Source organism: Marinomonas ostreistagni (genome assembly GCF_016888445.1).
Lineage (GTDB): Bacteria > Pseudomonadota > Gammaproteobacteria > Pseudomonadales > Marinomonadaceae > Marinomonas > Marinomonas ostreistagni.
The window spans coordinates 1-25,460 of record NZ_JAFEKF010000006.1; the positions used below are offsets into that span (position 1 = coordinate 1).

A 25,460-nucleotide genomic window follows, 5' to 3' on the forward strand; every position below is an offset into this window, starting at 1 on the left:
TGTTACCGCTCGACTTGCATGTGTTAAGCCTGCCGCCAGCGTTCAATCTGAGCCATGATCAAACTCTTCAGTTTAAAAAGTTTGCTCAAACTCGTGAATCACGTCTGACTTTAACTATATTCTTCAACCCGAAGATTAAAGAACGTAAAGCGAATTGACATGGTCACTTGCTTAAGACTTCAAAGTTTTTGAGAAGTCTCCAGCGAGCGCCCACACAAATTATCTGATTATCTATTTTAAAGAGCGCCTGACTCGTTGTCCGCTTCGTTGCTGTGAAGCGTTGTCCGTGTCAGTGGGTGCGTATAATACGCATCAGAATTTTTGACGCAAGCACTTTTTGAATTAATTTTAAAAAAACGCCATTAAAGCGCCTCAACCCGCCAAACCGATCATTTATTGATCAATAACAAGCTTTTGACGTTTATTATTTAACCATCTCTATGAGTTTTCTGGCGTAAGTCACCCTCCCAACAATTTTCGAGCGACTATTCGCGCCTGCGCGTGGAGCAGAAAATGAGTTGGGTGGGGGACACAACGCCACGGTATAAGCCTAAAAACGAAAAAGCCCGCTGCTTATTTATAAGCAGCGGGCTTTTATACACTTAAACACTAAACAGATTAGCCGCCTACGTAACTTAGCATCACACCTGCCGCTACAGCAGAGCCGATTACACCCGCTACGTTTGGACCCATTGCATGCATTAACAAGAAGTTTTGCTTGTTTGCTTCCAGGCCAACCTTGTTCGCTACACGTGCAGCCATTGGTACAGCAGAGACACCTGCAGCACCAATTAATGGGTTAATCGCGGTCGATGAGAATTTATTCATCATTTTCGCCATTAGTACGCCCGTTGCCGTACCGATAGAGAAAGCGATCAAGCCTAACGACAGAATACCCAGCGTTTCGATATTCAAAAACGCTTCGGCACTTAATTTCGAGCCAACACCCAAGCCTAAAAAGATAGTTACAATATTGATCAGTGCATTTTGTGCCGTATCACTTAGACGATCAACTACACCACATTCACGCATCAGGTTACCAAAACAGAACATACCTAGCAGCGGCGCTGCTGAAGGTAAGAACATCGCCACCAAAATCGTTACCACGATCGGGAAGATGATTTTTTCCGTTTTAGATACTGGGCGCAGCTGCTCCATTTTAATAGAACGCTCTTCAACACTCGTTAGAGCACGCATAATAGGTGGCTGAATCAGTGGCACCAACGCCATGTAAGAATAAGCTGCTACCGCAATAGCCCCTAATAGCTCAGGCGCTAGACGACTAGCAACGAAAATAGCCGTCGGACCATCGGCACCACCGATGATACCAATCGCTGCCGCATCGGCGAGCGTGAAGTCCATAATACCAAATGCACCCAACAGCACTGCACCGATCACCGTAGCAAAAATACCGAACTGTGCGGCAGCACCTAATAATAGTGTCTTAGGGTTAGCCAACATCGGACCGAAGTCCGTCATAGCACCAACACCCATAAAGATGATTAACGGAAACAGTCCCGTCTCGATACCACCATGGTAAATGTAGTACTGCAAACCACCCGGTGAAACCATATGCCCTGTCGCGTCATACACTGGAGCGGCCATGAAGCCAGCTCCAGGAATGTTCACTAAGATTGCACCAATACCGATCGGTAACAGAAGCAATGGCTCAAAGCCTTTCTTGATTGCCAAGAAAACCAACAGTAAGCCAACCACGATCATTGCCGCCTGCCCCAACTCAAGTTGGTATAAGCCTGTATCGTGGTAAAGGTTCAGTAATTTTTGTTCCATGTTCTAACTACCTATCCTTACATCGCTAACAAAGGCTGACCGACTTGCACGGCATCACCTTCTTTGACATGTACTGCTGCGACGGTACCAGCTTTTGGCGCTGAGATTTCAGTTTCCATCTTCATCGCTTCCATAATCATCAAGGTTTCACCTTCATCAACTTGCTGACCAGGAGACACTAGAACCTTAAAGATATTACCCGCTAGTGGCGCAGGCACATCTTCACCACTTGTCGCTGGCGCAGGAGCGGCTTGAGGCGCTGATGCAGCACTTGTCGCCGCTGGCTGGATATCGCTGACATCGCCACCTTCACTGACTTGCACTACAAAGTTCTGCCCAGACACATTAACAGTGTATACAGCTGGGCCTTCTGTTGAAGCAGCTTTTGCCGGTGCTGGTGCAGCGCTCGCCTCTTCTAAAGTAGGCGCTGGCTCAAATGCCGATGCATCACCACGATTCTGTAGGAATTTAAGGCCAATTTGAGGGAATAGCGCGTAGGTTAGAACGTCATCGATTTCGTTAGCAGCCAACTGAATATCTTTTTCGCTAGCCAACTGTTTCAACTCAGCCGATAGCTTATCCATCTCCGGCTCAAGTAGATCAGCTGGGCGACAAGTAATGGCTTCAGCACCATTTAATACACGTGCTTGTAAGTCTTTATTAAACTCAGCTGGCGCAGCACCGTATTCGCCTTTCAGTACACCGGCGGTTTCTTTCGAAATAGACTTGTAACGCTCGCCCGTTAGAACGTTCAATACCGCTTGCGTACCTACGATTTGAGACGTTGGCGTTACCAGCGGGATCATACCCAGATCTTCGCGCACGCGCGGAATTTCTTCTAACACATCATCGAATTTATCGGATGCGCCTTGCTCGCGCAGTTGGTTTTCCATGTTCGTTAACATGCCACCAGGCACCTGTGCGATCAAAATACGTGAATCGGTACCACGCAAAGAGCCCTCAAATTTAGCGTATTTCTTACGTACACCACGGAAGTAAGATGCCACTTCTTCTAGTTTAGCAAGATCAAGACCCGTATCACGCTCGGTACCTTGCAACGCGGCAACGATAGATTCTGTTGCCGAGTGGCCATAAGTCATCGACATCGAAGAAATCGCAGTATCGACACGATCCACACCCGCTTCAACGGCTTTTAAAATCGTCATGTCTGACAAACCAGACGTAGCATGCGCATGCAATTGCACTTCTAATTGGGTTTGCTCTTTTAACTTGCCGACTAACTCGAACGCATCGTAAGGCGTCAAAATACCCGACATATCTTTGATAGCGATCGAGTCCGCACCCATATCTTCAAGCGCTTTGGCGTAATCGATCCAGTTTTGTAGCGTATGCACACGGCTCTTAGTATACGAGATCGTGCCTTGAGCGTGCTTACCTTCACCTTTAACGGCTTTGATTGCTGTTTCGAGATTACGCGGATCGTTCATCGCATCAAAGATACGGAATACGTCCACACCGTTTTTAGCAGCACGCTCAACAAACTTCGTCACAACATCGTCGGCGTAGTGGCGGTAACCAAGAAGATTCTGACCACGCAACAACATTTGTTGTGGTGTGTTTGGCATCGCTTTTTTCAGCTCACGAATACGATCCCATGGATCCTCACCGATAAAACGGATACATGAATCAAACGTTGCACCACCCCATGACTCTAATGACCAAAAACCAATCTGGTCTAACTTCTCGGCAATTGGCAGCATGTCGTCAATACGCATGCGCGTCGCGAACAAAGATTGATGAGCGTCTCTTAATACGACATCCGTGATGCCAAGAGGTTGTTTATTGTTTGACATGGTGTGACCTCTTAATCTTCTTGATTAAAATTAACGATTACGATGTTGGTGAATCGCCGCAGTGATGGCAGCGGCTACTTTTGGATCTGTCCCCTGAGCACCTATTGGCGTTGGCGTCGAGACAGTCTTTTTAATCACAGGGGCAGCTTCAGGAAAATAACGAGCCACTAACTTTGACATGAAAGTCGTAGCCACGATCAAAATACATAGGAACAAGAAGACAAATCCCATCCCCAACAGCATCAAGCCTAAGCCGTCGTTTATTAAGTTATTCATAGCACTTTCCATAAAAATCTGAATAATTCAGACGCAAGATTACAAGGGCGCAAACGCATATAACTATGCACAATAGGTCCGTAATATGTGATTATTTGTATCACAAACCATAACAGTTTCATATTTTTTTTGCAGAACAGTTGATCCCGTGACTTCACTTAAAAACCAATCAGATACACCTAGCACTGCTACCACTATACTCGCCGTTGCCCCCATGGAAGGTGTCATGGATCATACAATGCGAGCGCTACTTTCCAAGATCGGCGGCATGGATTATTTAGTCTCTGAGTTTGTACGTGTGACATCCCAAAATGCCTCACCATTGGCACTTAAACGATTGGTCCCAGAACTGGCTCACGATGCCCTTACTTCCTCTGGACACCCAGTACACGTGCAACTACTTGGCTCCAACCCGACCACTATGGCCGCTACTGCACAAAATGCAGTGGCGGCTGGCGCAACACATATCGACTTAAACTTTGGTTGTCCAGCCAAACGCGTCAACGGTCACGGTGGCGGCTCTTTTCTACTACAAGAACCGACAGCGCTTTTTAATATAGTCGAAAGTGTCAGAAAGGCCCTACCCGATAACATCCTTTTATCTGCCAAAATGCGACTTGGTTATCAGGATGAAGCATTATTTATGGACAACTTGATGGCCATAGAGCAAGCAGGCGCCGCAAAGTTAACGATTCACGGTAGAACCAAAAAGGATGGCTATGGGCCGCCAGCTCGTTGGGAGAAAATCCGCATGGCGCAACAATGCTCATCGATGGAAATCATCGCCAATGGCGATATTTATGATCTAGACAGCTTAGATCGGTGTCGTGATATCACTGGTTGCCAGCATTTTATGATCGGCCGCGGTAGTTTGGCTAATCCATTCATATTTCGTGAGTTAAAAGGTGGAGAGCAAGGCTCTTATGATGAGCTGTTTGACGTAATGACGAGCTATATGGAAACACTCAGCGAGCATTATGATGATTTCGCCACCCTAGGTCGTATTAAACAGTGGAGCGCGCACTTGCGTCGCCAGTGGCCAATTATCGCAGACAACCTAAAAGCCATTCGCAGCACACAGACAATAGGTGAGCTGAAGCAGCTTCTGACAACAATAAAATAAAGGGAATAAAAAGTAAGGAGGAAGGGAATTGATGGCGCATCCGGGAGGATTCGAACCTCCGACCGCTCGGTTCGTAGCCGAGTACTCTATCCAGCTGAGCTACGGATGCCTATCAAAATGGCGGAGAGTGAGGGATTCGAACCCTCGATGAGTTTCACCCCATACTCCCTTAGCAGGGGAGCGCCTTCGGCCACTCGGCCAACTCTCCGTCGATGTGGGGCGTATTATGATGGTTTAATGCGATCAACGCAACCCATTTACATTTATGAGTTCAAAAAAAACTGAATTAAAACAATCACTCGACGCAATACTAACGAATCAGTCGAAATAAAAAACGGGGGAATAAAGCGATAAAGATATTGGGAAAGATTGCTGAGGGAAGCAAAGAAGTAATGGCGCATCCGGGAGGATTCGAACCTCCGACCGCTCGGTTCGTAGCCGAGTACTCTATCCAGCTGAGCTACGGATGCGTAACTACTTGAAATGTTTAGATGGCGCATCCGGGAGGATTCGAACCTCCGACCGCTCGGTTCGTAGCCGAGTACTCTATCCAGCTGAGCTACGGATGCGTAAATCTAAATTTCTTATGATTAACTAAAAGGATAGTTTTAGTTAATTGTACTTGTGATTTGTTAAATGGCGCATCCGGGAGGATTCGAACCTCCGACCGCTCGGTTCGTAGCCGAGTACTCTATCCAGCTGAGCTACGGATGCACATTTAAAATGGCGGAGAGTGAGGGATTCGAACCCTCGATGAGTTTCACCCCATACTCCCTTAGCAGGGGAGCGCCTTCGGCCACTCGGCCAACTCTCCGTAACAAGTGCGGCGTATTATAGAGCCCCTATTTGTTATGTAAAGGCTTTTTTCAAAAAAAATTAATTTTCTGAATCTTGGCCGTCTTGTTCTTTTTGAATACGTAGGTAGATCTCTTCACGGTGAACAGATACATCCTTAGGCGCATTGATACCGATGCGGACTTGGTTACCTTTAACGCCTAGGACTGTCACAGAGACTTCGTCACCAACCATTAATGTTTCACCAACACGACGAGTTAAAATAAGCATTACACTTCTCCTTAAATTTCCTTGTGAGAATAGGAAATCCCTGACACTTTTGTAGGGATTTCCTGACAAGTGAATTGTAGCCGCTCTCTTATCTCGAATCTAGCTAACTAGGCATAGAACTTGTATAAAAGTGTTACGCTTCGCTAACACCTGCATCCGGCTCGTTAAGTTTGAATGCAGAGTGTAAGGCACGTACGGCCAATTCCATGTATTTCTCATCAATTATGACAGATACCTTGATCTCGGATGTGGAGATAAGTTGTATATTTATTGATTCTTGTGCAAGCGCCTTGAACATTGAGCTCGCCACACCAGCATGAGAGCGCATACCAACGCCAACAATGGAAACCTTGGCAATTTTGTCATCTTGCAAGACTTCTTTGGCACCAAGGTCAGCTGCTACAGCGTGCAACTCTTTGCTGGCCTTTTCAAAGTCATTGCGATGCACCGTAAAAGTGAAGTCTGTGGTGCCATCAATCGATACGTTTTGTACGATCATATCCACTTCGACATTCGCATCACTGATCGAACCTAGGATTTTTGACGCCATACCAGGTACATCTGGTACACCCTTAATCGTTAGCTTGGCTTCATCGCGATTAAATGCGATACCCGAAACAGCTGGCTGCTCCATACTTTGCTCTCCGTCAGTCGTAATTAGTGTGCCCTCGCCTTCTGTAAAACTTGATAGCACACGCAATGGCACTTGATATTTTCCGGCAAATTCAACGGCGCGAATTTGCAACACCTTTGAGCCTAAGCTCGCCATTTCAAGCATTTCTTCAAAGGTTATCTTTTCCAGTCGACGAGCACTATCAACCACTCTAGGGTCAGTTGTATATACGCCATCAACGTCTGTGTAGATCTGACACTCATCAGCTTTTAAAGCTGCCGCTAGGGCCACGCCTGTGGTATCCGAACCACCGCGACCAAGCGTGGTAATATTGCCAAGTTCATCGGCCCCTTGGAAGCCAGCAACCACTAAGACATTCCCTTCCGCCAAATCAGACTTCATGGCTTCAGTGTCGATATCTTGAATACGCGCCTTGCCGTGAGCATTGTCCGTCGTGATACGCACCTGACTGCCCGTATAAGACTTAGCCAACAGACCGCGTTTCATTAGCGCCATACTTAACAACGCGATCGTGACTTGCTCACCTGTAGACAGCAACACATCCATCTCTCGTGCATCAGGCGTTGCCTGTACACTTTTAGCCAATTCGATTAGACGGTTCGTCTCACCACTCATCGCTGAGACCACCACAACAATATCATCACCTTGTTGCTTGTGCTTCAGCACGCGATCCGCGACTGCTTCGATACGCTCAACTGAGCCGACTGAGGTGCCACCGTACTTTTGAACTAACAATGCCATCGTTACACATTCCCCAAATAAAAAGCGCCCCTTAAAAGGGGCGCATCAAAACTAAACTCGTTCGTTGACCCAGTCAGGTACCAGCGCCAGCACTTCTGCGACACCTTCAGGTTTGCTACCACCTGCCTGCGCCATATCAGGACGGCCACCACCGCGACCATCCACATAAGGCGCTGCCATCTTGATTAGATCGCCCGCTTTGACTTTAGCTGTCAGCTCTTTGGTAACACCAGCAATCAAACTTACCTTGCCGTCATTAACCGCCGCCAACAAGATAACTGCAGACTCAAGCTTACTCTTAAGTTCATCTAGAAGATCACGCAGACCTTTTGGATCTTCGATCTCTACTTGTGTCACCAACAGCTTACCACCATTGATATCCACCGCCTGTGACGCTAAATCCGCACCCGCTTGCGCCGCTAGCTTAGACTTCAATTGCTCGATCTCTTTTTGCAAAGCGCGAGCTTGATCATTTAAAGCAACAACTTTATCAAGCGCGTTTTCTTTGCTGGCTTTAAACAACCCCGCAATTTGCGCCAGTGATGCATCAGTTTGACGCGTTGCATCGATCGCAGCTTTACCGGTCAGCGCTTCGATACGACGAACGCCTGCGGCAATACCGCTTTCTTGAACAATCTTAAATAGACCGATGTCACCCGTGCGCTTAACGTGCGTACCACCACAAAGTTCGATTGAGTACTCAGACCCCATCGTCAATACACGCACTTGTGCTTCGTATTTTTCACCAAACAGCGCGTGCGCACCTTTCGCTTTCGCCGCTTCGATATCCATTACCTCGGTAACGGTTTCATGGTTCAAACGAATCTGCTCGTTCACCATATCTTCAACTTGCTCAAGCTCTGCTGCAGTCAGACCTTCAAAGTGAGAGAAGTCAAAACGCAAACGCTCAGGGTTCACCAATGAGCCTTTTTGTAGCACGTGATCACCAACAACACGACGCAATGCTTCATGCAGTAAGTGTGTGGCAGAGTGATTAAGGGCCGTTGCATTACGCAATGAACGATCCACCTCAGTCGTCACAACATCGCCCACTTTAAGCGTACCTTCGCGCACTTCAACATGGTGCAAATGCACTTTGCCTTGTTTAGTGGTGTTGCTTACTTTGACTGCTGCTGGGCCACGGAACCAACCTTGGTCACCGACTTGACCACCAGATTCGCCGTAGAAAGGCGTCTCTTGTAAAACGACTAAACCAGTTTGGCCTTCTTGCAGGGCATCAACTGATTCGCCGTCGACTAAGATTTGCTCAACTGGACTTTGGCCTTCAAGGTAGGTGTAACCAGTAAATTCAGTTTTGCCGTCAACGCTGACCGAGCCCGACATATCCATACTGAAGTTGCTAGCAGAACGCGCACGAGCACGCTGCTCTTCCATAGCTTTTTCAAAACCTTCTTCGTCGATCTCAAGCTCAGCTTCGCGCGCCACATCGTTAGTCAAATCAGCAGGGAAGCCATAGGTATCATAAAGCTTAAAGATGGTTTCACCTGGAATGATTTTGCTATCACCTAGATTAGCGATCGCTTCGTCTAGGATTTTCATACCTTGATCCAGAGTTTTAGCGAACTGCTCTTCTTCTTTAAGTAGAATCGACGCAACGCGATCTTTAAGTTTCGTCAGTTCTGGGTAAGCAGTGCCCATTTCAGCATCTAACGCTTCCACTAGCTTATGGAAGAACGGTTGCTTTTGACCCAGTTTGTTACCGTGACGCACGGCGCGACGAATGATACGGCGCAATACATAACCACGACCTTCGTTAGCTGGCACCACACCATCTACGATCATGAAAGAACACGAACGGATGTGGTCAGCGATAACGCGTAGAGACTGCGACGACAAATCGTCTGTTCCAACGACGTCAGCGGCTGCTTTGATTAGGTTCTGGAACAAGTCGATTTCGTAGTTTGAGTGCACGCCCTGCAGAATCGCTGCAATACGCTCAAGCCCCATACCAGTATCGACCGATGGCTTCGGCAAGTTCGCCATTTCACCGTTAGCAGAACGGTTGTACTGCATAAATACAACGTTCCAAATCTCGATGAAGCGATCGCCATCTTCTTCTGGAGAGCCTGGAGGCCCACCCCAGATGTGTTCGCCGTGATCGTAAAATACTTCAGTACAAGGGCCACACGGTCCAGTATCACCCATCGCCCAGAAGTTATCTGACGCGTAACGAGCGCCTTTGTTGTCACCGATGCGTACGATTTTATCTTCTGGCACACCAATCTGATCTTTCCAAATGCCGTAAGCTTCGTCGTCTTCAGCGTAAACAGTGACCAACAGTTTTTCTTTCGGCAGACCTAAGACACCGGTCAAAAACTCCCAAGCAAACGCAATCGCGTCTTGTTTGAAGTAATCGCCAAAGCTGAAGTTACCCAACATTTCAAAGAAGGTATGGTGACGCGCAGTGTAACCTACGTTTTCTAGGTCATTGTGCTTACCACCGGCGCGCACACAACGCTGTGAGGTTGTCGCTCGTGTGTAAGGGCGCTGCTCGGCACCAAGGAACACATCTTTAAATTGCACCATACCGGCGTTGGTAAATAACAAAGTCGGATCGTTGCTTGGTACCAAGGAACTGGATTCGACGATCTGATGCTGCTTGCTTTCAAAGAAAGACAAAAATGACTGGCGTAACTCAGAACTCTTCATAATCGGATGAGACTCTATCTCTATAAATATCTGGCGAATTGAATGAGGCGAAAAGCCTTACCACAAAGACTTGTCGGCACAATAAAAGGAGAAAATAGTACACGCAAAGTGTAGCTTTGATCAAAACCTAAAGAAAGATTTTGCCACGCAATATGAGGAAATCACTCATTGTTTGCACCGCAGGCAAACAATGAGTGTGAGGATCAGAAAGGTAAGTGACTAGTCTGCATCACGGTAGACTAAATGTGGGCGAGCCGTCATACGTGTTACTAGCTCATAGCCAATGGTGTCTGACCAAGTAGCGACACGCTCCACCGGTACCCCCTCGCCCCATAGAACAACTTCATCACCCAAGGCAATCGCCGCATCTGAGTGACTTAGCTTAGCAGTGATCATATCCATAGAGACACGCCCTGCAAGCTCAGCAGGACGACCATTGATCAACATCGGCGTACCTGATTCTGCCGCACGGGGATAACCATCGCCGTACCCTACCGCAATGGTCGCCAACGTATGTGCTTCAGGTGCTGTATAGGTATAGCCATAGCCTACGTGATCGCCCGCCTCAACTTGGCGCACCGAAATTACCTTCGATGTCAGCTGCATCGCAGGCTTTAAGCCCAGCTCAGCACCACTTAATTGCGCAAACGGCGAAATGCCATACAGCATAATGCCAGGGCGAATCCAGCCACCTTCCGGCACACTCCATTTCATAATGGCGGCCGAATTAGCAACACTCGAACCAATCTCACCGATCAACTGGCGAGTTTGTTCAAAATACCCTAACTGCTTCATAGTGGTTAAATCAGCCAGATCGTCGGCACAGGCAAAATGCGTCATTAGAATCACTTCACCTACTTTGCCAGACTCGCGCAATGCCTTAACGTATTCAGGCGCTTGCTCTTTGGTGACACCTAAACGGTGCATGCCAGAATCCAGCTTAAGAAATACTTTTTCGATAAAGCCCTCTTGGGCTAACAAACTGTCAAGCTGCATGCGGTTTTCGAGGGCGCTCCACAAACCATGCTCAACGCATAGCGCCCACTCTTGCGGCTCAAAAATACCTTCAAGCAACATGATAGGCGATTCGATATCCGCCTCACGTAACTCCAATGCTTCCTCAATAGTCGCCACGGCAAAGGCGTCGACATCACCTTCCAAATGCTGCGCAACACGCACGGCACCATGCCCATAAGCATTACTTTTTACAACAGCAAACGCATTACACGTAGGATGTAACTGCTTTGCATAACGATAATTTGACAGGATCGCCTCTAAATCGACGGTCGCTGTAAGTGGCCTTGACATCTATGCCCCTTAGTGTGCGTAACGTTTTATAGCTAAATCAGACGTATCAATCGCCGTCTGCTTACCCAGTAGTATATCAGCAATAACGGCTGCTGAACCGCAACTCATCGTCCAACCCAATGTGCCATGGCCCGTATTAAGATAAAGCCCTTGAATCGATGTCGCCCCAATGATTGGCGTACCATCTGGCGTCATAGGGCGCAGACCTGTCCAATACTCCGCTAGCGTCAAATCAGCCCCTTGTGGAAAGACATCGCCCACCACATGAGCAATGGTATCTGTACGCGCCTTCGGTAGATCAAAATTATAACCGGCAAGCTCCGCGGTTCCCGCGGCACGGATGCGATCGCCTAAGCGCGTCACAGCAACTTTGTAGGTCTCATCCATAATGGTCGAGGTTGGCGCACACTGAGGGTTGCTAATCGGCACGGTCAAAGAGTAGCCTTTAACCGGATAAATAGGCACATCCAAGCCAACTGCTTTAAGCATTTCTTTAGAGTAACTACCTAAACAAACCAGTAGCTGGTCACAATCGATGCGCCCTGCTTCTAACGTTTCTACTGCGGTTACTTTATTGTGCTCTACTACCAAGCGGTCAATGCTAGTGTTGAATTTAAACTCGACACCTAGCGCATCACACTCTTTTTTCAACGCCTCACAAAACATCAAGCAATCGCCGGTCTCATCGCCCGTTAAGCGCAACGCGCCCTTGAACTTATGAATCGTCGGCGCCAAACCTGGCTCTGTCAGTAGAATCTGCTCTGGTGTCAGCACTTCATGAGGCACACCTAGTGCTTCTAAGACTTTAATATCTTTGATCGCCCCTGCTACCTGCTCATCACTGCGAAACAGCTGCATAGTGCCGCCTTGGCCATCATCGTAACGAATGCCTAGCTCTTGGCGCAGATCGATAAAACAATCACGACTGTACTCTGCCAACGCCATCATGCGCGATTTATTGGTGTTGTACGCCTTTTGTGTGCAGTTAGCTAACATCTTCGATAGCCAAGCAATTTTCTTGCCCTCTAGCTCAGGGCTTATTTTTAGCGGGGCATACTTTTGAAACAACCATTTCACCGCCTTCAGCGGCACACCCGGCGCAGCCCATGGCGCAGAGTAACCTGGTGAGACTTGCCCTGCATTGGCAAAACTAGCTTCTAGTGCAACCCCAGGCTGGCGATCAATCACAGTAACCGACACGCCTTGCTTGGCCAAATAATAAGCTGACGTCAAACCAATAACGCCAGCACCTAAGATAGAAACTCTCATAAACAACTCCACAAAAGAACTATCCACTATTATCACAAAAGATTTGCAGTTTTTCTCACTATTAATAATCAATTAAACAGAATAAGTGAAAACAAAAATATAAATTTTCAAATTTTTCTATTCCTGCAATTTCATGCTATTTTGCTCGCTCAACACGCAATCAAGACAGGCTTTATGACCCAGCAAGATAGTTTCAATTATGCGCTCTGGCTTTTGGGCGCCCGAGAGCATTCCGTCAAAGAAATGACGCAAAAACTGACGCGCAAAGGCTTTGACGCCGAGCAAATCGCAGCCACTATTACGCGACTAGAAGAATACAACTATCTAAGCGATCAGCGCTTTGCCGAATCATTTGCCCGCAGCAAAGCATCAAAACCATTAGGCCGTCAGCGCATTCAAAACGAACTGCGACAAAAAGGCATCAGTGACGAAATGGCGCGCATAGCGCTGGATCAATTAGAAGTAGATTGGTTTGAACTGGCACTCGAACTCAAACAGCGAAAGTTTGGTGAGAACGTAGAAAAAGATTTTAAAGCCAAAGGCAAACAGACCCGTTACTTGGTCTATCGTGGTTTCAATTTTGATGAAGTGCGCTACGCGATCGAATTCGACCCACTCGAAGATTAAGACATCAATGAGTTTAAGTAGCGCTCTTCCATATTAACGTAGTTAGTCTGAACCGTTTCAATTTTTGCATCCAGCTCGGCAATGCGTTGCTGTAGCTGCACCACATCACGATTATTTTCACTGGCGTTGGCGATTTGCTCCTGCAGACTGCGCTTTTCATTTTCCAACTCACGGTTCACTTCGCGCAAATTTTCCATTTCCTCCTGCTCATGCGGAGACAATTCATCGCCTTGAGACTCTTGATTTAAGCGGCTGAGCAATTGCTCATGCTCGCTCTTTTCTTTATCTAAATCCTGCTCCAGCACATTCACGTAAAGTTCAGACTCATTAATTAGCTGCTGCAACTTGGCCAATTTACCAGACTGCGCCTCTTCAAACTCCGCTAAATCTTGATCTAAAGGCGCCGCATCCATCAAGTCAGCTAAAGCATCGACCGAATTTTGCTCGCGTGCCAAGGCGTCTTGAGCATTTTGTGAAGCACTGGAGATTTTGAGCGCTTGGTCTTTTTTCTTAAGCTCTTCTTCACGCTTACGCACGTCTACATTGAGGTTATATTTGATCGTTTGCAGACTTTCCAACTTGTGCTCTAAGGCTTTAATGACTTTATTGCTCTCAAGTAGATTCTTCTCCATACGAGCAAACGCCACATCGTACTCAGCAAGAAAATCCTGATGACCATCTTCTGAGCCGCGTTGCTCTTTAAGACGCGTTTTTAGCTCCTCTATTACCTGGCTGCGATATTGTGCCAGATGCTGTAGTTCTTCTACTTTTTCGTCCAGCTCTGTCTTCATCGGCGCCAAGAAACTATCGTTTGGCGCACTTCCCAAAAAGTCTTCTAACAGGCCCAGGTAGCCATCATCTTGGGCAACATTGTTCGTCTTGATGCTCTCACGCAAACGCTCAGCAAACTCATACATAGTCGCCAATTCAACACGAATCTCAGATAAGGCCGTATCCAGAGCAGGCTCCTCTTGCAGCTTAGCCTGCAACGAATCAAGCTTAAGGTTGAGATTTGCTGTGATGTTCATCTGTTTAAAAACGGTTTCATCGGTTTTTTGGACAACTTTATTTAGCTCTTTCAACAAACTGTTACTGACCGACAATTGCTTGAGCAAGGCATCGATTTCCTGAGCCTGCTTTAGACGCTCGAGGACAAAATCAAAGTGTTCAAGATAAGGCGCCACATCACGCTCATTGGCCTCTAACAACGCCCGCTCAACTGCTAAAAAAGCTTGCCAACAACGTAAAGCAAGATCATCTTCACCTAAAGCTTGCTGCTCACTGATGAGTTCTTCACAAAGCTCAGCTTGTTGATCCAACAGCTCAAGCCACAGTTGCTGCGGTGATGACTCATGCACAGCAGTGTCTTGCACTAAGGCAGGCTCAGTAGACGTTGCTTGCTCAGCAGCAGGCGCCGGATGCTGACGGCGTGCACGCATATACCACCACGTACTGGCCAGCAGCATCACTAAGGACACACCTGTTGCAATCAGTAGCATGGTAAAAAGCGTCATCAGCATTCCTTATCTTTCTGTTATTTAAATTTAAGAATAGTTGTTCAAAAATTAAGACACCATAGCCCATTACGCTTTTTAACACGCCTAAACGTAAAAAAGCAGCCAATGGCTGCTTTTTAGCGTTACTTGACTAGCAATACGCTGCGACTTAGAAATCCAACTCTTCTTTTTCAGGCGCTTCAGCCGCTTCTTTGCTAGCGTCTTCCGCCGCTGGCTTCGCTTTTGCCAATAAGGTTTCGCGAATTTTGGTTTCCACTTCAGTCGCGATCTCAGGGTTATCCGCTAGGTATTGCGCCGCATTGGCTTTACCTTGACCGATCTTGTTACCGCCGTAAGCGTACCAAGCACCCGACTTATCGATGAAGCCTTGCTTCACACCAAGGTCGATGATTTCGCCCATACGGTAAATACCAGCACCGTACATGATTTGGAATTCCGCTTGTTTAAATGGTGGCGCAACTTTGTTCTTCACCACTTTCACTCGGGTCTCGTTACCAATAACCTCATCGCCCTGCTTCACTGAGCCGATACGACGGATATCCAAACGTACTGAGCTGTAGAATTTCAGCGCGTTACCACCAGTTGTGGTTTCAGGTGAGCCAAACATCACACCAATCTTCATACGAATCTGGTTGATGAAGACCACTAGACAGTTAGCATGCTTGATAGAACCGGTCAGTTTACGCATCGCTTGTGATAGAAGACGCGCCTGTACACCGACTGACGAATCCCCCATTTCACCTTCGATTTCTGATTTAGGTACCAAGGCTGCTACCGAGTCAACAATCACCACATCGACACTGTTTGAACGTACCAACATGTCACAGATTTCTAGCGCTTGCTCACCCGTATCTGGTTGAGATACCAACAATTCGCCAATGTTAACGCCCAGTTTTTCTGCGTACGAAGGATCTAGTGCGTGCTCCGCATCAATGAAGGCACAAGTCTTACCTTGCTTTTGTGCTTCGGCGATCACACTTAGCGTCAAAGTCGTTTTACCAGAAGACTCTGGTCCGTAGATTTCACAAATACGGCCGTACGGCAGACCACCTGCACCCAGCGCAATATCCAAACCTAGAGAACCTGTTGAAACTGTCTCAATGTCTAGCTTTGCGCCTTCGCCCATCTTCATGATGGCGCCTTTACCAAACTGACGCTCGATTTGAGAAAGCGCAGCGTCGAGCGCTTTTTTCTTGTTGTCTGCTGTAGATGCCATATCTATGTCCTACTGATAATTGTCCAAACTGTAATCTGCGGATAATGTAACGCGTTTTATTCAGCCTCTCAAGAAAATACTGTATAAAAACACAGATTTTTTATTTCGTAAGCTCTAAGACGCCTTCTAACGCTCGCGCCACAGTCGCTAAACGTATCGCGCGGCGAGTGCCATCAAACTGGCATCGTTCCACCACTGCCGCACCACCACGCTGCTGCCAAGCAATGTAGACACAACCAACTGGCTTCATCACACTGCCACCGCCAGGGCCCGCTACGCCGCTGACCGCCACAGCCACATCGCCACCTAATGCCAGTGCACCCGCGCACATTTGCTTTACTGTAGCCGCACTGACAGCGCCTTCGGTATTCAGCGTCGTTTCTGAGACCCGCAAAATATCGCGCTTAGCTTCGTTGGCGTAGCCCATGATGCCGCCATAAAACCAAGCTGAACTGCCGGCCATCTTAGTACAGTAAGAGCCAATCAAACCGCCCGTACAAGACTCCGCAGTGATCAGCATCTTTTGTTGTTGCGTCAATCGCTCAGCAACGTCTTTCACCAGTTCGTTAAGGAATTTCTCCTGCACGCTTCTGCTCCCTTAAATCTCAATACATTATCGCTTAGAATATCCGCCCTGTTTCATCCACACAACGTGAGCATTCGCATGAGTCAACTCGAGAAAGACAACCACACTCCGATGATGCGCCAATATTTTGGCCTCAAGTCACAGCACCCCAATCAGATGCTGTTTTATCGCATGGGTGACTTTTATGAGTTGTTTTATGACGATGCCAAACGCGCCGCAGAATTACTCGACATCACACTGACGGCACGCGGACACTCGGGCGGCAAACCCATCCCGATGGCTGGCATCCCCTTCCATGCTGCGGAGAACTACATCGCACGCCTAGTTCGCATGGGGGAATCCGTCGTCATTGCCGAACAAACCGGTGACCCTGCGACCAGCAAAGGTCCCGTTGAACGCCAAGTGGCACGTATTGTGACACCCGGCACCATCAGTGATGAAGCTTTCTTAGAGGAAAAGCGTGAAAACCTGCTGCTATCGGTCGCCCACGTGCAACGCAAGGGCTTAGATGTGTTTGGTTTCTCTTACCTGGATATGGCCAGCGGTCGCTTTTGTGTGTTTGAAGTCGATGGTTATGAAGCGCTAGCCAGCGAGCTGCAGCGTTTAACACCGAAAGAAATTTTAGTATCGGAGGACTTCCCGGCACGTGACGCCATTACTTTAGAGCGTGGCGTCAGCGAGCTTGGCCCTTGGCACTTCGACTTCGAGTCGAGCTATCGCCAGCTAATCCAGCAATTTAACACCAAAGATTTATCAGGCTTTGGCTGTGAAGCGTTAACCGCAGCCATCGCTTCTGCTGGCGCGCTGTTGCAATACGCGAAGGATACTCAGCGCTCGGCGTTACCCCATATTCAAGCGATCAGCGTTGAGCAACGCGATCACTCGGTACTGATTGACGGCGCCACACGCCGTAACCTAGAAATCGACCAGAATCTCAACGGCACCGCTACCAATACGTTAATGTCGGTCATCGACAGCTGCGCCACACCGATGGGCTCACGTTTACTGAAGCGTTGGTTACATACTCCTATCCGTGACCTAAACGAGATTCACCAGCGCCAAGATGCGTTAACCACCTTGATCGATAGCTTCAACTTCGAGGCCTTACACGCCCCAATTAAGGCCGTCGGCGACTTAGAGCGTATTCTATCCCGTGTCGCGCTGCGCTCAGCACGCCCGCGTGACTTAGTGCGCTTACGACTCGCACTTGAAGCCATGCCTAACATCCGCGAAATTCTAAGCAGCATGAGCACCAGCGAGCGACTAACACAACTGCAAGAACGCCTCGTCGAACTACCGGAGCTGACCGAAGAATTACAACGCGCATTGGTGGAAAACCCACCAGCGGTGGTGCGCGACGGCGGTGTCATCGCCGATGGCTACGACGAAGAGCTAGACGAACTGGTCTCACTGTCTACCAATGCCACTGATTATTTGGCGGAAGTTGAGCGTCGTGAAAAAGAACGCACTGGCATCAGCTCCTTGAAAGTAGGTTACAACCGAGTACACGGCTATTATATTGAGATCAGTCGTCTACATTCGGACCTTGCTCCTGCTGAGTACATTCGTCGTCAAACTCTAAAAAATGCCGAGCGTTTTATCACCCCTGAACTTAAAGAGTTCGAAGACAAAGCATTAAGCGCCAAATCCAAAGCGCTAGCGCGCGAAAAACAGCTTTACGAGCAGTTATTGGACAAGCTAAACGATGTCTTAGGCCCATTGCAGACAGGTAGCCAAGCGGTTGCCCAACTGGACGTTTTACAGTGTCTTGCTGAGCGCGCCAATCGCCTTGGCTTCTGTCGCCCTGAGGTACACACCAACGGTGGTATTAACATTCAAGCCGGTCGTCACCCAGTGGTGGAATCAGTCATTAGCGATCCGTTCATCCCTAATGATCTGACGCTTAACAAAGAGCGTAGCCTGCTGATGATCACTGGTCCTAACATGGGCGGTAAATCGACCTATATGCGTCAGATTGCCATCATCACCTTACTGGCTCACACGGGTAGTTTCGTACCAGCAGAATCCGCATCAATTTCGGTGGTTGATCGTATCTTTACCCGCATGGGTTCTTCTGATGATTTGGCCGGCGGGCGCTCTACTTTTATGGTGGAGATGACGGAAACAGCGAACATTCTAAATAACGCCACCCAAGACAGCTTAGTATTAATGGACGAAGTGGGACGCGGCACCAGTACCTTTGATGGCTTATCGCTGGCATGGTCGGCAGTTGAGTATCTCGCTAACCAACTTGGTAGCTATGTGCTGTTCGCCACGCACTACTTTGAATTAACCACCTTGGCAGAGCAGCTACCGAATGCTGCCAACGTACACCTGACGGCTACTGAGTATGAAGATGAGATTGTCTTTATGCACCAAGTACACGAGGGCCCAGCCAGCCAATCTTACGGCTTGCAAGTCGCCCAACTTGCCGGCGTGCCGCGTAGCGTTATCACTGATGCACGCCATAAGCTTCAAGAATTAGAAACTCACAGTGTCGGCAACGAACCCCAAGAGGCGACTCAGCACACGGTTAAAGAGCCTGTCACAAAATCTAGGCAAGCAGCGCCTAGCCAAGTGGTGCCACAGCAGGCGGATCTTTTTGCCGTAGATGAAGGCAAGCAGTTAAAAGAAGCGATTGCGAGCCTAGACTTAGATCATACTTCACCCATTGAAGCATTAAACCTACTGTATAAGCTCAAGCAGGAGCTGTAGTCGCATAAGCTAATATCAGATAAATTTAGGGTAAGGGGCATTTGTCCCTTGCCGCTAAATAGCCTATGCCTCTAAAATACTGGCAAAATTCCAAACTGTTTCTAGGAGAAGTCGAAATGGCTTTTATCGTCACTGACAATTGTATCCGTTGCAAATACACAGACTGTGTGGAAGTCTGCCCTGTAGATTGCTTTTACGAAGGCCCTAACTTTCTAGCCATCAACCCAGACGAATGTATCGACTGTGCGCTATGTGAGCCAGAATGTCCTGCTGGAGCCATCTTCTCAGAAGACGAATTGCCAGACGGTCAAGAAGTGTTTGTTGAGCTTAACCAAGAGCTTTCGCTTATTTGGCCAAACATCACTGAACAAAAAGATGCTCTTCCAGATGCCGCAGAATGGGATGGCGTAGAAGATAAGCTTGAGCACCTAGAGCGCTAAGCATAACTCTACAGTGATGTCTAAAAAGCAGCCTCGGCTGCTTTTTTTTATGCGCTAAAAAAGTTACTGCAACTGGGCCAGTATAACCGACAAAAAAGAGAATGGAAACAATTATCAATTATAGCTTTAATTATGGGATCAGCGTTTACTTGTCTAGAAACAGAAAAGGGCAGCCGAGGCTGCCCATCTTTGCTTTTTAATCCGTTAAAAGCGCTCAATTCCCTAAGTGCTATCCGTCTGCGTCTGTCCCTAACCTGCCCTACCTTGGCATCCAGACCTCATCCTAAGATCGATTCCCTAAAGCAAAATCCATCTATGGGGCAACCCTTACCCTTTTCCTAATTTCCTCAAGACTCCTAGCCTTGCCGCACTCCTGTGCATCTCTTTCCGTGAGCTCCTTTCGAATGGCTATAATTTACCTAACTAAAGATAAGATGCAAACGGTCAAATCAGTAAGAAAAAATCATAAAATGCTTAAAAATCAGCACTTTAGAAAAAGTTATAGTAGATTTTTCTACTATTCCTTGAAAAACGCAGAAACATCTTACGCTAGCGTCAGGAAAGCCTTACAAAGACAATTAAGATCGCAAAAAGTACGAACGGAGCGGAGTTAGAAAACTAACGGTAGAAAAAGAAAAGCAGAAAGCCAGAAAAAGAAAAGGGCAGCCTAAGCTGCCCGTTTATTTGCCTCTAATCCGTCAGAAGCCTTCTATCCGTGAATCCTGATCCCTTTGTGTTATCCATAACGCGCCGAACCTTGGCACAATGACTTAATCTTTAAGTCTGTCTATCCTTTATTGAGCGATCCTGCTCAGGCAGCCTTTGCCCTTTTCCTAATTCTACAAAGCATCCTTCGCTTTGCTGCACACTCCAGTGCTACTCAATCCGTGAGCTCCTTTTGAATAACTGTAATGTACCCTAACAAAACGCTTTTGGAAACTTTTATTCAAGGCACTCAAAACAGAAAAAATCCATATAATACAATAACTTGGAACTTTCCTAGCGCTATTTTCCGGTTATTCCACTAGCATTACCGAAATCCCCTACACCCATGTAGGAAATCCCTTACAAAAAGACCCTTTTTAATTGAGCCACCGGCCTATTGAGCGCATAAAAAAAGAGGTTATCGTTGCCGATAACCTCTTTTCATGCTTTTAGTCCCTTAAAAGCGCCATGAAATTTTGCTCATCCTTTAACAAAACTTGCATGGTATCCGCCCGACCTTGGCTGCGCCTCCATCCTGGAGGTTTGATATCAGCGACACTCTATGTGCATCCTGCAACGTCCTATGCCGCTGACAAAGCATCCTGCTTTGCTTTATATCTTGCCCTCAATCCTTTGAGTTGCGATTGGATGAATTCAATATACGCGAGACTTCCTCTGATGGGAAATTGCCCAACATTGTCATAAAAAAGACATATTTCTAGTTAAAACATAGAGTTAAAGTTAGATTGAAGCGCTTCGTGGGGTATTCGACAGGAAATTAGAGAAAACCCTGACAAGTCATGTAAGGGCTTTCCTACAAAAACTAGAAAGATGAGCGGAAGCTCTCCACCCAAGCGATGGCTTCGGTGTAGGTTTGCGCTAATAATGCCGCATCCTCCTCTGACTTAATCGGGCGGTTTTTCTCATAGGCTTCGATCAAATCTAGGGTGTAGCCGACCCGACCAGTGCGTTCGATGATGGCATTGGTGAACTCAAGCGGTAGTGGCAACTCTGCTAAGATGTCGTCCAAGTTGACACCTACACATACATCGATCAAAGACAACATACCCGCTAAGAAGTAGCGATCTTCATTCGCGTATTGGCGAGCCTTGGCAAATAATTCCGCATGCTTAGCACGCAATAGAACTTGGGCCTGCAACACCTCTCGATCCGCAGTCATCTCTGACATCAAAAGTAAATTAGTGATGGATTTGAGCTGCTCTAAGCCGATCAACATGATCGCCAAACGAAGCGAGTCAACTGACGCCACTAATCCCATTAGCGGAGAGTTCAAATACTTGAGCAGTTTATGCACGAGGCCGATATCTTGACTGACAATGCTTTCCAGCTCAGGGATGGTCATTTCATCCGCTTTCATCAGGCCCGCCATCAACTGCAGTAAGGTAAGCTGATTGGCACGCGAGGATTTTTTCGAAATAGACTCAGGCTTTTCAAAGAAATAGCCTTGGAAGAAGTCTACCTCTAACAGTTTGGCAAAATGGTACTCTTCCCACGTCTCAACTTTTTCAGCAATGATTTTTACATTGTAAGGCTTAAGCAGCTCTACTTGCTGATGAAACGCTTCTTTGCCGAGATCTTTGATATCGAGTTTGACGTAATCCGCCACTTCTACAAAAGGCGTCAACTTTGGCTCGAATACAAAATCGTCTAAGGCCAACTTAAACCCAGCGTTGCGCCAACGACGTAGTGCAGCTAACAAAATCGCATCAAAACCAGAGTTCTCGAGCACCTCAATGACGGTATGCTCTTTTGGCAAAGGGACACCGCTTGGATTAATTAAGTAGGCTCTAGGGAAATTCACAAAGGCTTTACCAGTGCCCACTATGTTGTGCAGCCCAAGATCCAAAAGACTCGTAGTAATAACATGGGCCGTTGCCCCCACTTGATCGTATACATCCGCGCCAGCGGACTGGATATCGCGACGATACAAGAGTTCATAACCAAAGGTAGACAACTTACTGTCAACAATCGGTTGGCGGGCTAAGGCAACGTTGTGATACATCATAGGTATGGAAACCCTTATCGTTATAACTAAGTGAGCTGCTATAGAACAACTGGTTCCTAAGGATTGACAGTATATTGCCAAATTTGTCTTTGGGCGATAGCAATAATCTTGGTAACATGAGTCTATAAAGAAAGCAAAATAATTTGTGGGGATACAAATGCCAGAATACCGCTCCAAAACATCTACCGGCGGCCGTAATATGGCCGGAGCTCGCGCCCTTTGGCGTGCGACAGGCATGAAAGATGATGACTTTCATAAACCGATTATCGCGGTTGCGAACTCGTTCACTCAGTTCGTACCAGGTCACGTCCACCTAAAAGATCTTGGTCAGCTCGTCTGTCGTGAAATCGAAGCATCTGGCGGTGTAGCAAAAGAGTTCAACACTATCGCTGTAGACGATGGTATTGCTATGGGCCACGACGGCATGCTGTACAGCTTGCCATCACGTGATCTAATTGCCGATTCGGTAGAATACATGGTCAACGCACACTGTGCGGACGCGCTTGTTTGTATCTCTAACTGTGACAAAATCACACCGGGAATGTTGATGGCGGCTATGCGTCTTAACATCCCAGTTATCTTCGTCTCAGGTGGCCCAATGGAAGCGGGTAAAACCAAGCTTTCTGAGCACAAACTTGACCTTGTTGACGCTATGGTCATCGCCGCTGATGACAGCGTGTCTGACGAAGTAGTTGAAGAGATCGAACGTTCGGCTTGTCCGACCTGTGGTTCATGCTCAGGCATGTTCACAGCCAACTCTATGAACTGTTTGACCGAAGCTCTGGGCCTAAGCCTACCTGGTAACGGTACTGTCGTCGCGACACACGCTGATCGTAAGCGTCTGTTCCTAGAAGCAGGTCAACGCATCGTAGAAATCGCTAAGAACTACTACGAAAAAGACGAAGAGAAATGGCTGCCACGTTCAATCGCTACCTTTGAAGCGTTTGAAAACGCCATGACGCTAGACATCGCCATGGGCGGTTCGACCAACACTATCCTGCACTTGCTAGCTCTAGCTCGTGAAGCAGGCGTGGACTTCACTATGAAAGACATCGACCGTCTATCTCGTAAAGTACCACAGCTGTGTAAAGTGGCGCCGAACACGCAGAAATACCACATCGAAGACGTACACCGTGCCGGTGGTATCTTCGGTCTACTGGGTGAACTAAACCGCGCTGGCATCCTGCACAACCAAGTTCACACCGTCCACTCTACGACGATGTTAGAAGGTCTGAAGACTTGGGATATCATGGAATCTCCTACACCTGAAGTCGTTGAATTCTACAAAGCAGGCCCTGGCGGCGTACCAACACAAGTTGCCTTTAGCCAAGATTGCCGTTGGCCAACTCTTGATGGCGACCGTGAGCAAGGCTGTATCCGTTCACTAGAAAACGCCTTCTCTTTAGAAGGTGGTTTGGCCGTGCTGTACGGCAACATCGCACAAGACGGCTGTGTTGTGAAAAGCGCGGGTGTCGACGAGTCGATTCTAGTGTTCGAAGGTAAAGCGCACGTGACAGAGTCACAAGACGAGGCTGTGAAGAACATCCTTGACGACAAAGTCGAAGCGGGTGACGTTGTGATCGTACGTTACGAAGGTCCTAAAGGCGGCCCAGGTATGCAGGAAATGCTATACCCAACGTCTTACATCAAGTCTAAAGGCCTAGGCAAAGCCTGTGCCCTACTGACTGACGGCCGTTTCTCTGGCGGTACGTCTGGCCTATCAATTGGTCACGTATCACCAGAAGCCGCTGCCGGTGGTGCTATTGGTCTAGTACAAAACGGTGATCCGATTCGTATCGACATCCCGAATCGTACGATCGACGTCATGATCTCAGTAGAAGAACTTGATGCGCGTCGCGCTGCGATGGAAGCCAAAGGTACGGATGCGTGGAAACCTGTTAAAGAACGTCCACGTAAAGTATCACCTGCACTTAAAGTGTACGCTCACTTTGCCACCAGTGCCGACAAAGGCGCGGTACGTGATTTAGATAAGCTCGACTAAGCTTATCATTCATGCCAAAGCCGCTTCTTTGAAGCGGCTTTTTTGATTAACCGGATACTTTTATATGCTCAGTTATCGCCATATTTACCATGCTGGCAACCACGCCGACATTCTAAAACATTTAGTCGTCAGCCAAATCTGCCGTCATTTGACCAAAAAAGAAGCGCCCTTCTTTTATCTTGATACTCACGCCGGCATCGGCCTGTATGAACTTGGCTCGGACCAAGCACAGCTGAATCAAGAGTTTGATACCGGCATCAGCCGCTTATTGGCACGCCAAGACCTACCTGAGCCGCTAGAGCAGTTTGTCGACATCGTGCGTGAGCTCAACCCTGATGGCGGCTTAAGCTTCTACCCAGGCAGCCCAATGGTGGTGGATCATTACACGCGCCAAAAAGACAAATTGCACCTGTGCGAACTGCATCCTAACGATTACCCGCTTCTTGCTGCACTTTTCCCCAAAAAACGTAAAGCGAATGTGGTAAAAGATGATGGTTTCGCCGCAGTCAAAGCCATGCTGCCACCGCCACAAAAGCGTGGTTTCGTGTTAATGGATCCACCTTACGAAGTGAAGAACGACTACCAAAAAGTAGTAAAAGCACTCGAAGACGGTCACAAGCGCTTTGCTCAAGGCACCTATGCGATTTGGTACCCAGTGCTCAATCGTCGCCAAGCAGACGATTTGCTTAACGCGGTCGAAGCGACCAAAATTAGAAACACGCTGTTATTGGAATTAAACATCCGCGGCACCGAAACCAAACGCGGCATGGCTGGCAGTGGTATGATCATTGTCAATCCGCCTTGGACACTTGCTAGTGAAGCAGAGACCTTTTTGCCTTACTTGCGTGATGCTCTTGCCGAAGATCGCGATGCCCATTTCCAATTACGTTGGATCACCCCAGAATAACGCTCAAGCGAGCTGTAACGACTTGACC

General features: G+C 47.7%; 18 protein-coding genes, 6 tRNA genes and 1 rRNA gene. 6 read left to right on the forward strand and 19 right to left on the reverse strand.

The features are described from left to right. From JQX58_RS13555 to JQX58_RS13570, 4 genes are all read right to left on the reverse strand, one after another. A 16S ribosomal RNA gene (locus JQX58_RS13555) occupies positions 1-74 on the reverse strand; the annotation flags it as partial. Positions 75-618: 544 nt separating this feature from the next. Then, positions 619-1,791, reverse strand: coding sequence for a sodium ion-translocating decarboxylase subunit beta (locus JQX58_RS13560; protein ID WP_204147407.1), 1,173 nt, complete (start codon positions 1,789-1,791; stop codon positions 619-621). 17 nt (positions 1,792-1,808) lie between these two features. Beyond that, positions 1,809-3,605, reverse strand: a complete 1,797-nt coding sequence (gene oadA, locus JQX58_RS13565; protein WP_204147408.1) for a sodium-extruding oxaloacetate decarboxylase subunit alpha — start codon at positions 3,603-3,605, stop codon at positions 1,809-1,811. Between the two features lie 30 nt (positions 3,606-3,635). Then, positions 3,636-3,881, reverse strand: a complete 246-nt coding sequence (locus JQX58_RS13570; RefSeq protein ID WP_204147409.1) for an OadG family protein — start codon at positions 3,879-3,881, stop codon at positions 3,636-3,638. A gap of 214 nt (positions 3,882-4,095) precedes the next feature. On the opposite strand from JQX58_RS13570, the gene JQX58_RS13575 reads away from it, so the two are divergent. Further along, complete coding sequence (locus JQX58_RS13575; RefSeq protein ID WP_204147511.1) at positions 4,096-5,004, forward strand: tRNA dihydrouridine synthase; 909 nt, start codon at positions 4,096-4,098, stop codon at positions 5,002-5,004. A 32-nt stretch (positions 5,005-5,036) separates the two neighbouring features. Here the strand turns inward: JQX58_RS13575 and JQX58_RS13580 are convergent. From JQX58_RS13580 to JQX58_RS13630, 11 genes are all read right to left on the reverse strand, one after another. After that, positions 5,037-5,113, reverse strand: a tRNA-Arg gene (locus JQX58_RS13580). Positions 5,114-5,122: 9 nt separating this feature from the next. After that, positions 5,123-5,212, reverse strand: a tRNA-Ser gene (locus JQX58_RS13585). A gap of 185 nt (positions 5,213-5,397) precedes the next feature. Next, a tRNA-Arg gene (locus tag JQX58_RS13590) sits at positions 5,398-5,474 on the reverse strand. Positions 5,475-5,496: 22 nt separating this feature from the next. Then, positions 5,497-5,573, reverse strand: a tRNA-Arg gene (locus JQX58_RS13595). 68 nt (positions 5,574-5,641) lie between these two features. Next, positions 5,642-5,718 (reverse strand) — tRNA-Arg (locus tag JQX58_RS13600). Between the two features lie 10 nt (positions 5,719-5,728). Then, positions 5,729-5,818 (reverse strand) — tRNA-Ser (locus JQX58_RS13605). A 62-nt stretch (positions 5,819-5,880) separates the two neighbouring features. Next, a complete protein-coding gene (gene csrA / locus JQX58_RS13610) occupies positions 5,881-6,069 on the reverse strand; it encodes a carbon storage regulator CsrA (RefSeq protein WP_204147410.1) in 189 nt (62 codons plus the stop codon). A 133-nt stretch (positions 6,070-6,202) separates the two neighbouring features. Beyond that, positions 6,203-7,444 (reverse strand): aspartate kinase, encoded by a 1,242-nt coding sequence (locus JQX58_RS13615; protein WP_204147411.1) that lies wholly within the window; start codon positions 7,442-7,444, stop codon positions 6,203-6,205. Positions 7,445-7,495: 51 nt separating this feature from the next. Next, positions 7,496-10,114: an alanine--tRNA ligase gene (gene alaS / locus JQX58_RS13620; RefSeq protein WP_204147412.1), complete on the reverse strand. Its 2,619-nt coding sequence runs from the start codon at positions 10,112-10,114 to the stop codon at positions 7,496-7,498. Positions 10,115-10,333: 219 nt separating this feature from the next. Continuing rightward, the gene (gene alr / locus JQX58_RS13625) at positions 10,334-11,422 is read right to left on the reverse strand and encodes an alanine racemase (protein WP_204147413.1); all 1,089 of its coding nucleotides are present in this window, start codon (positions 11,420-11,422) and stop codon (positions 10,334-10,336) included. A 9-nt stretch (positions 11,423-11,431) separates the two neighbouring features. Then, on the reverse strand, positions 11,432-12,691 hold the full coding sequence (locus JQX58_RS13630; protein WP_204147414.1) for a D-amino acid dehydrogenase: 1,260 nt from the start codon (positions 12,689-12,691) through the stop codon (positions 11,432-11,434). A gap of 174 nt (positions 12,692-12,865) precedes the next feature. On the opposite strand from JQX58_RS13630, the gene JQX58_RS13635 reads away from it, so the two are divergent. Next, positions 12,866-13,318, forward strand: a complete 453-nt coding sequence (locus JQX58_RS13635) for a regulatory protein RecX (RefSeq protein ID WP_204147415.1) — start codon at positions 12,866-12,868, stop codon at positions 13,316-13,318. Here JQX58_RS13635 and JQX58_RS13640 read toward each other — a convergent pair. From JQX58_RS13640 to JQX58_RS13650, 3 genes are all read right to left on the reverse strand, one after another. Then, positions 13,315-14,832 carry a coiled-coil domain-containing protein gene (locus JQX58_RS13640; RefSeq protein ID WP_204147416.1) on the reverse strand — a complete coding sequence of 506 codons (1,518 nt, stop codon included), beginning with the start codon at positions 14,830-14,832 and terminating at the stop codon, positions 13,315-13,317. The genes JQX58_RS13635 and JQX58_RS13640 overlap by 4 nt on opposite strands. A gap of 151 nt (positions 14,833-14,983) precedes the next feature. Continuing rightward, complete coding sequence (recA, locus tag JQX58_RS13645; RefSeq protein ID WP_204147417.1) at positions 14,984-16,051, reverse strand: recombinase RecA; 1,068 nt, start codon at positions 16,049-16,051, stop codon at positions 14,984-14,986. Positions 16,052-16,151: 100 nt separating this feature from the next. Continuing rightward, complete coding sequence (locus tag JQX58_RS13650) at positions 16,152-16,637, reverse strand: CinA family protein (protein WP_338040742.1); 486 nt, start codon at positions 16,635-16,637, stop codon at positions 16,152-16,154. A gap of 78 nt (positions 16,638-16,715) precedes the next feature. On the opposite strand from JQX58_RS13650, the gene mutS reads away from it, so the two are divergent. After that, on the forward strand, positions 16,716-19,352 hold the full coding sequence (gene mutS, locus JQX58_RS13655; RefSeq protein ID WP_204147418.1) for a DNA mismatch repair protein MutS: 2,637 nt from the start codon (positions 16,716-16,718) through the stop codon (positions 19,350-19,352). Between the two features lie 116 nt (positions 19,353-19,468). Continuing rightward, positions 19,469-19,792, forward strand: a complete 324-nt coding sequence (fdxA, locus tag JQX58_RS13660; protein WP_133564916.1) for a ferredoxin FdxA — start codon at positions 19,469-19,471, stop codon at positions 19,790-19,792. Between the two features lie 1,528 nt (positions 19,793-21,320). On the opposite strand, the gene JQX58_RS13665 is transcribed toward fdxA, so the two are convergent. Further along, a complete protein-coding gene (locus JQX58_RS13665; RefSeq protein WP_204147419.1) occupies positions 21,321-22,523 on the reverse strand; it encodes an EAL and HDOD domain-containing protein in 1,203 nt (400 codons plus the stop codon). A gap of 157 nt (positions 22,524-22,680) precedes the next feature. Between JQX58_RS13665 and ilvD the strand changes: the two genes are divergently transcribed. Further along, entirely contained in the window at positions 22,681-24,525 is a 1,845-nt protein-coding gene (gene ilvD, locus JQX58_RS13670; RefSeq protein WP_204147420.1) for a dihydroxy-acid dehydratase, read from the forward strand. Between the two features lie 64 nt (positions 24,526-24,589). Further along, positions 24,590-25,432, forward strand: a complete 843-nt coding sequence (locus tag JQX58_RS13675) for a 23S rRNA (adenine(2030)-N(6))-methyltransferase RlmJ (protein WP_204147421.1) — start codon at positions 24,590-24,592, stop codon at positions 25,430-25,432. Positions 25,433-25,460: the final 28 nt, after the last annotated feature.

Excerpts from the sequence above, each read along its gene's own strand:
- JQX58_RS13560 (WP_204147407.1), bottom strand. The coding sequence starts at position 1,791 with ATGGAACAAAAATTACTGAACCTTTACCACGATACAGGCTTATACCAA.
- oadA (WP_204147408.1), bottom strand. The coding sequence starts at position 3,605 with ATGTCAAACAATAAACAACCTCTTGGCATCACGGATGTCGTATTAAGA.
- JQX58_RS13570 (WP_204147409.1), bottom strand. The coding sequence starts at position 3,881 with ATGAATAACTTAATAAACGACGGCTTAGGCTTGATGCTGTTGGGGATG.
- JQX58_RS13575 (WP_204147511.1), top strand. The coding sequence starts at position 4,096 with ATGGAAGGTGTCATGGATCATACAATGCGAGCGCTACTTTCCAAGATC.
- csrA (WP_204147410.1), bottom strand. The coding sequence starts at position 6,069 with ATGCTTATTTTAACTCGTCGTGTTGGTGAAACATTAATGGTTGGTGAC.
- JQX58_RS13615 (WP_204147411.1), bottom strand. The coding sequence starts at position 7,444 with ATGGCATTGTTAGTTCAAAAGTACGGTGGCACCTCAGTCGGCTCAGTT.
- alaS (WP_204147412.1), bottom strand. The coding sequence starts at position 10,114 with ATGAAGAGTTCTGAGTTACGCCAGTCATTTTTGTCTTTCTTTGAAAGC.
- alr (WP_204147413.1), bottom strand. The coding sequence starts at position 11,422 with ATGTCAAGGCCACTTACAGCGACCGTCGATTTAGAGGCGATCCTGTCA.
- JQX58_RS13630 (WP_204147414.1), bottom strand. The coding sequence starts at position 12,691 with ATGAGAGTTTCTATCTTAGGTGCTGGCGTTATTGGTTTGACGTCAGCT.
- JQX58_RS13635 (WP_204147415.1), top strand. The coding sequence starts at position 12,866 with ATGACCCAGCAAGATAGTTTCAATTATGCGCTCTGGCTTTTGGGCGCC.
- JQX58_RS13640 (WP_204147416.1), bottom strand. The coding sequence starts at position 14,832 with ATGACGCTTTTTACCATGCTACTGATTGCAACAGGTGTGTCCTTAGTG.
- recA (WP_204147417.1), bottom strand. The coding sequence starts at position 16,051 with ATGGCATCTACAGCAGACAACAAGAAAAAAGCGCTCGACGCTGCGCTT.
- mutS (WP_204147418.1), top strand. The coding sequence starts at position 16,716 with ATGAGTCAACTCGAGAAAGACAACCACACTCCGATGATGCGCCAATAT.
- fdxA (WP_133564916.1), top strand. The coding sequence starts at position 19,469 with ATGGCTTTTATCGTCACTGACAATTGTATCCGTTGCAAATACACAGAC.
- JQX58_RS13665 (WP_204147419.1), bottom strand. The coding sequence starts at position 22,523 with ATGATGTATCACAACGTTGCCTTAGCCCGCCAACCGATTGTTGACAGT.
- ilvD (WP_204147420.1), top strand. The coding sequence starts at position 22,681 with ATGCCAGAATACCGCTCCAAAACATCTACCGGCGGCCGTAATATGGCC.
- JQX58_RS13675 (WP_204147421.1), top strand. The coding sequence starts at position 24,590 with ATGCTCAGTTATCGCCATATTTACCATGCTGGCAACCACGCCGACATT.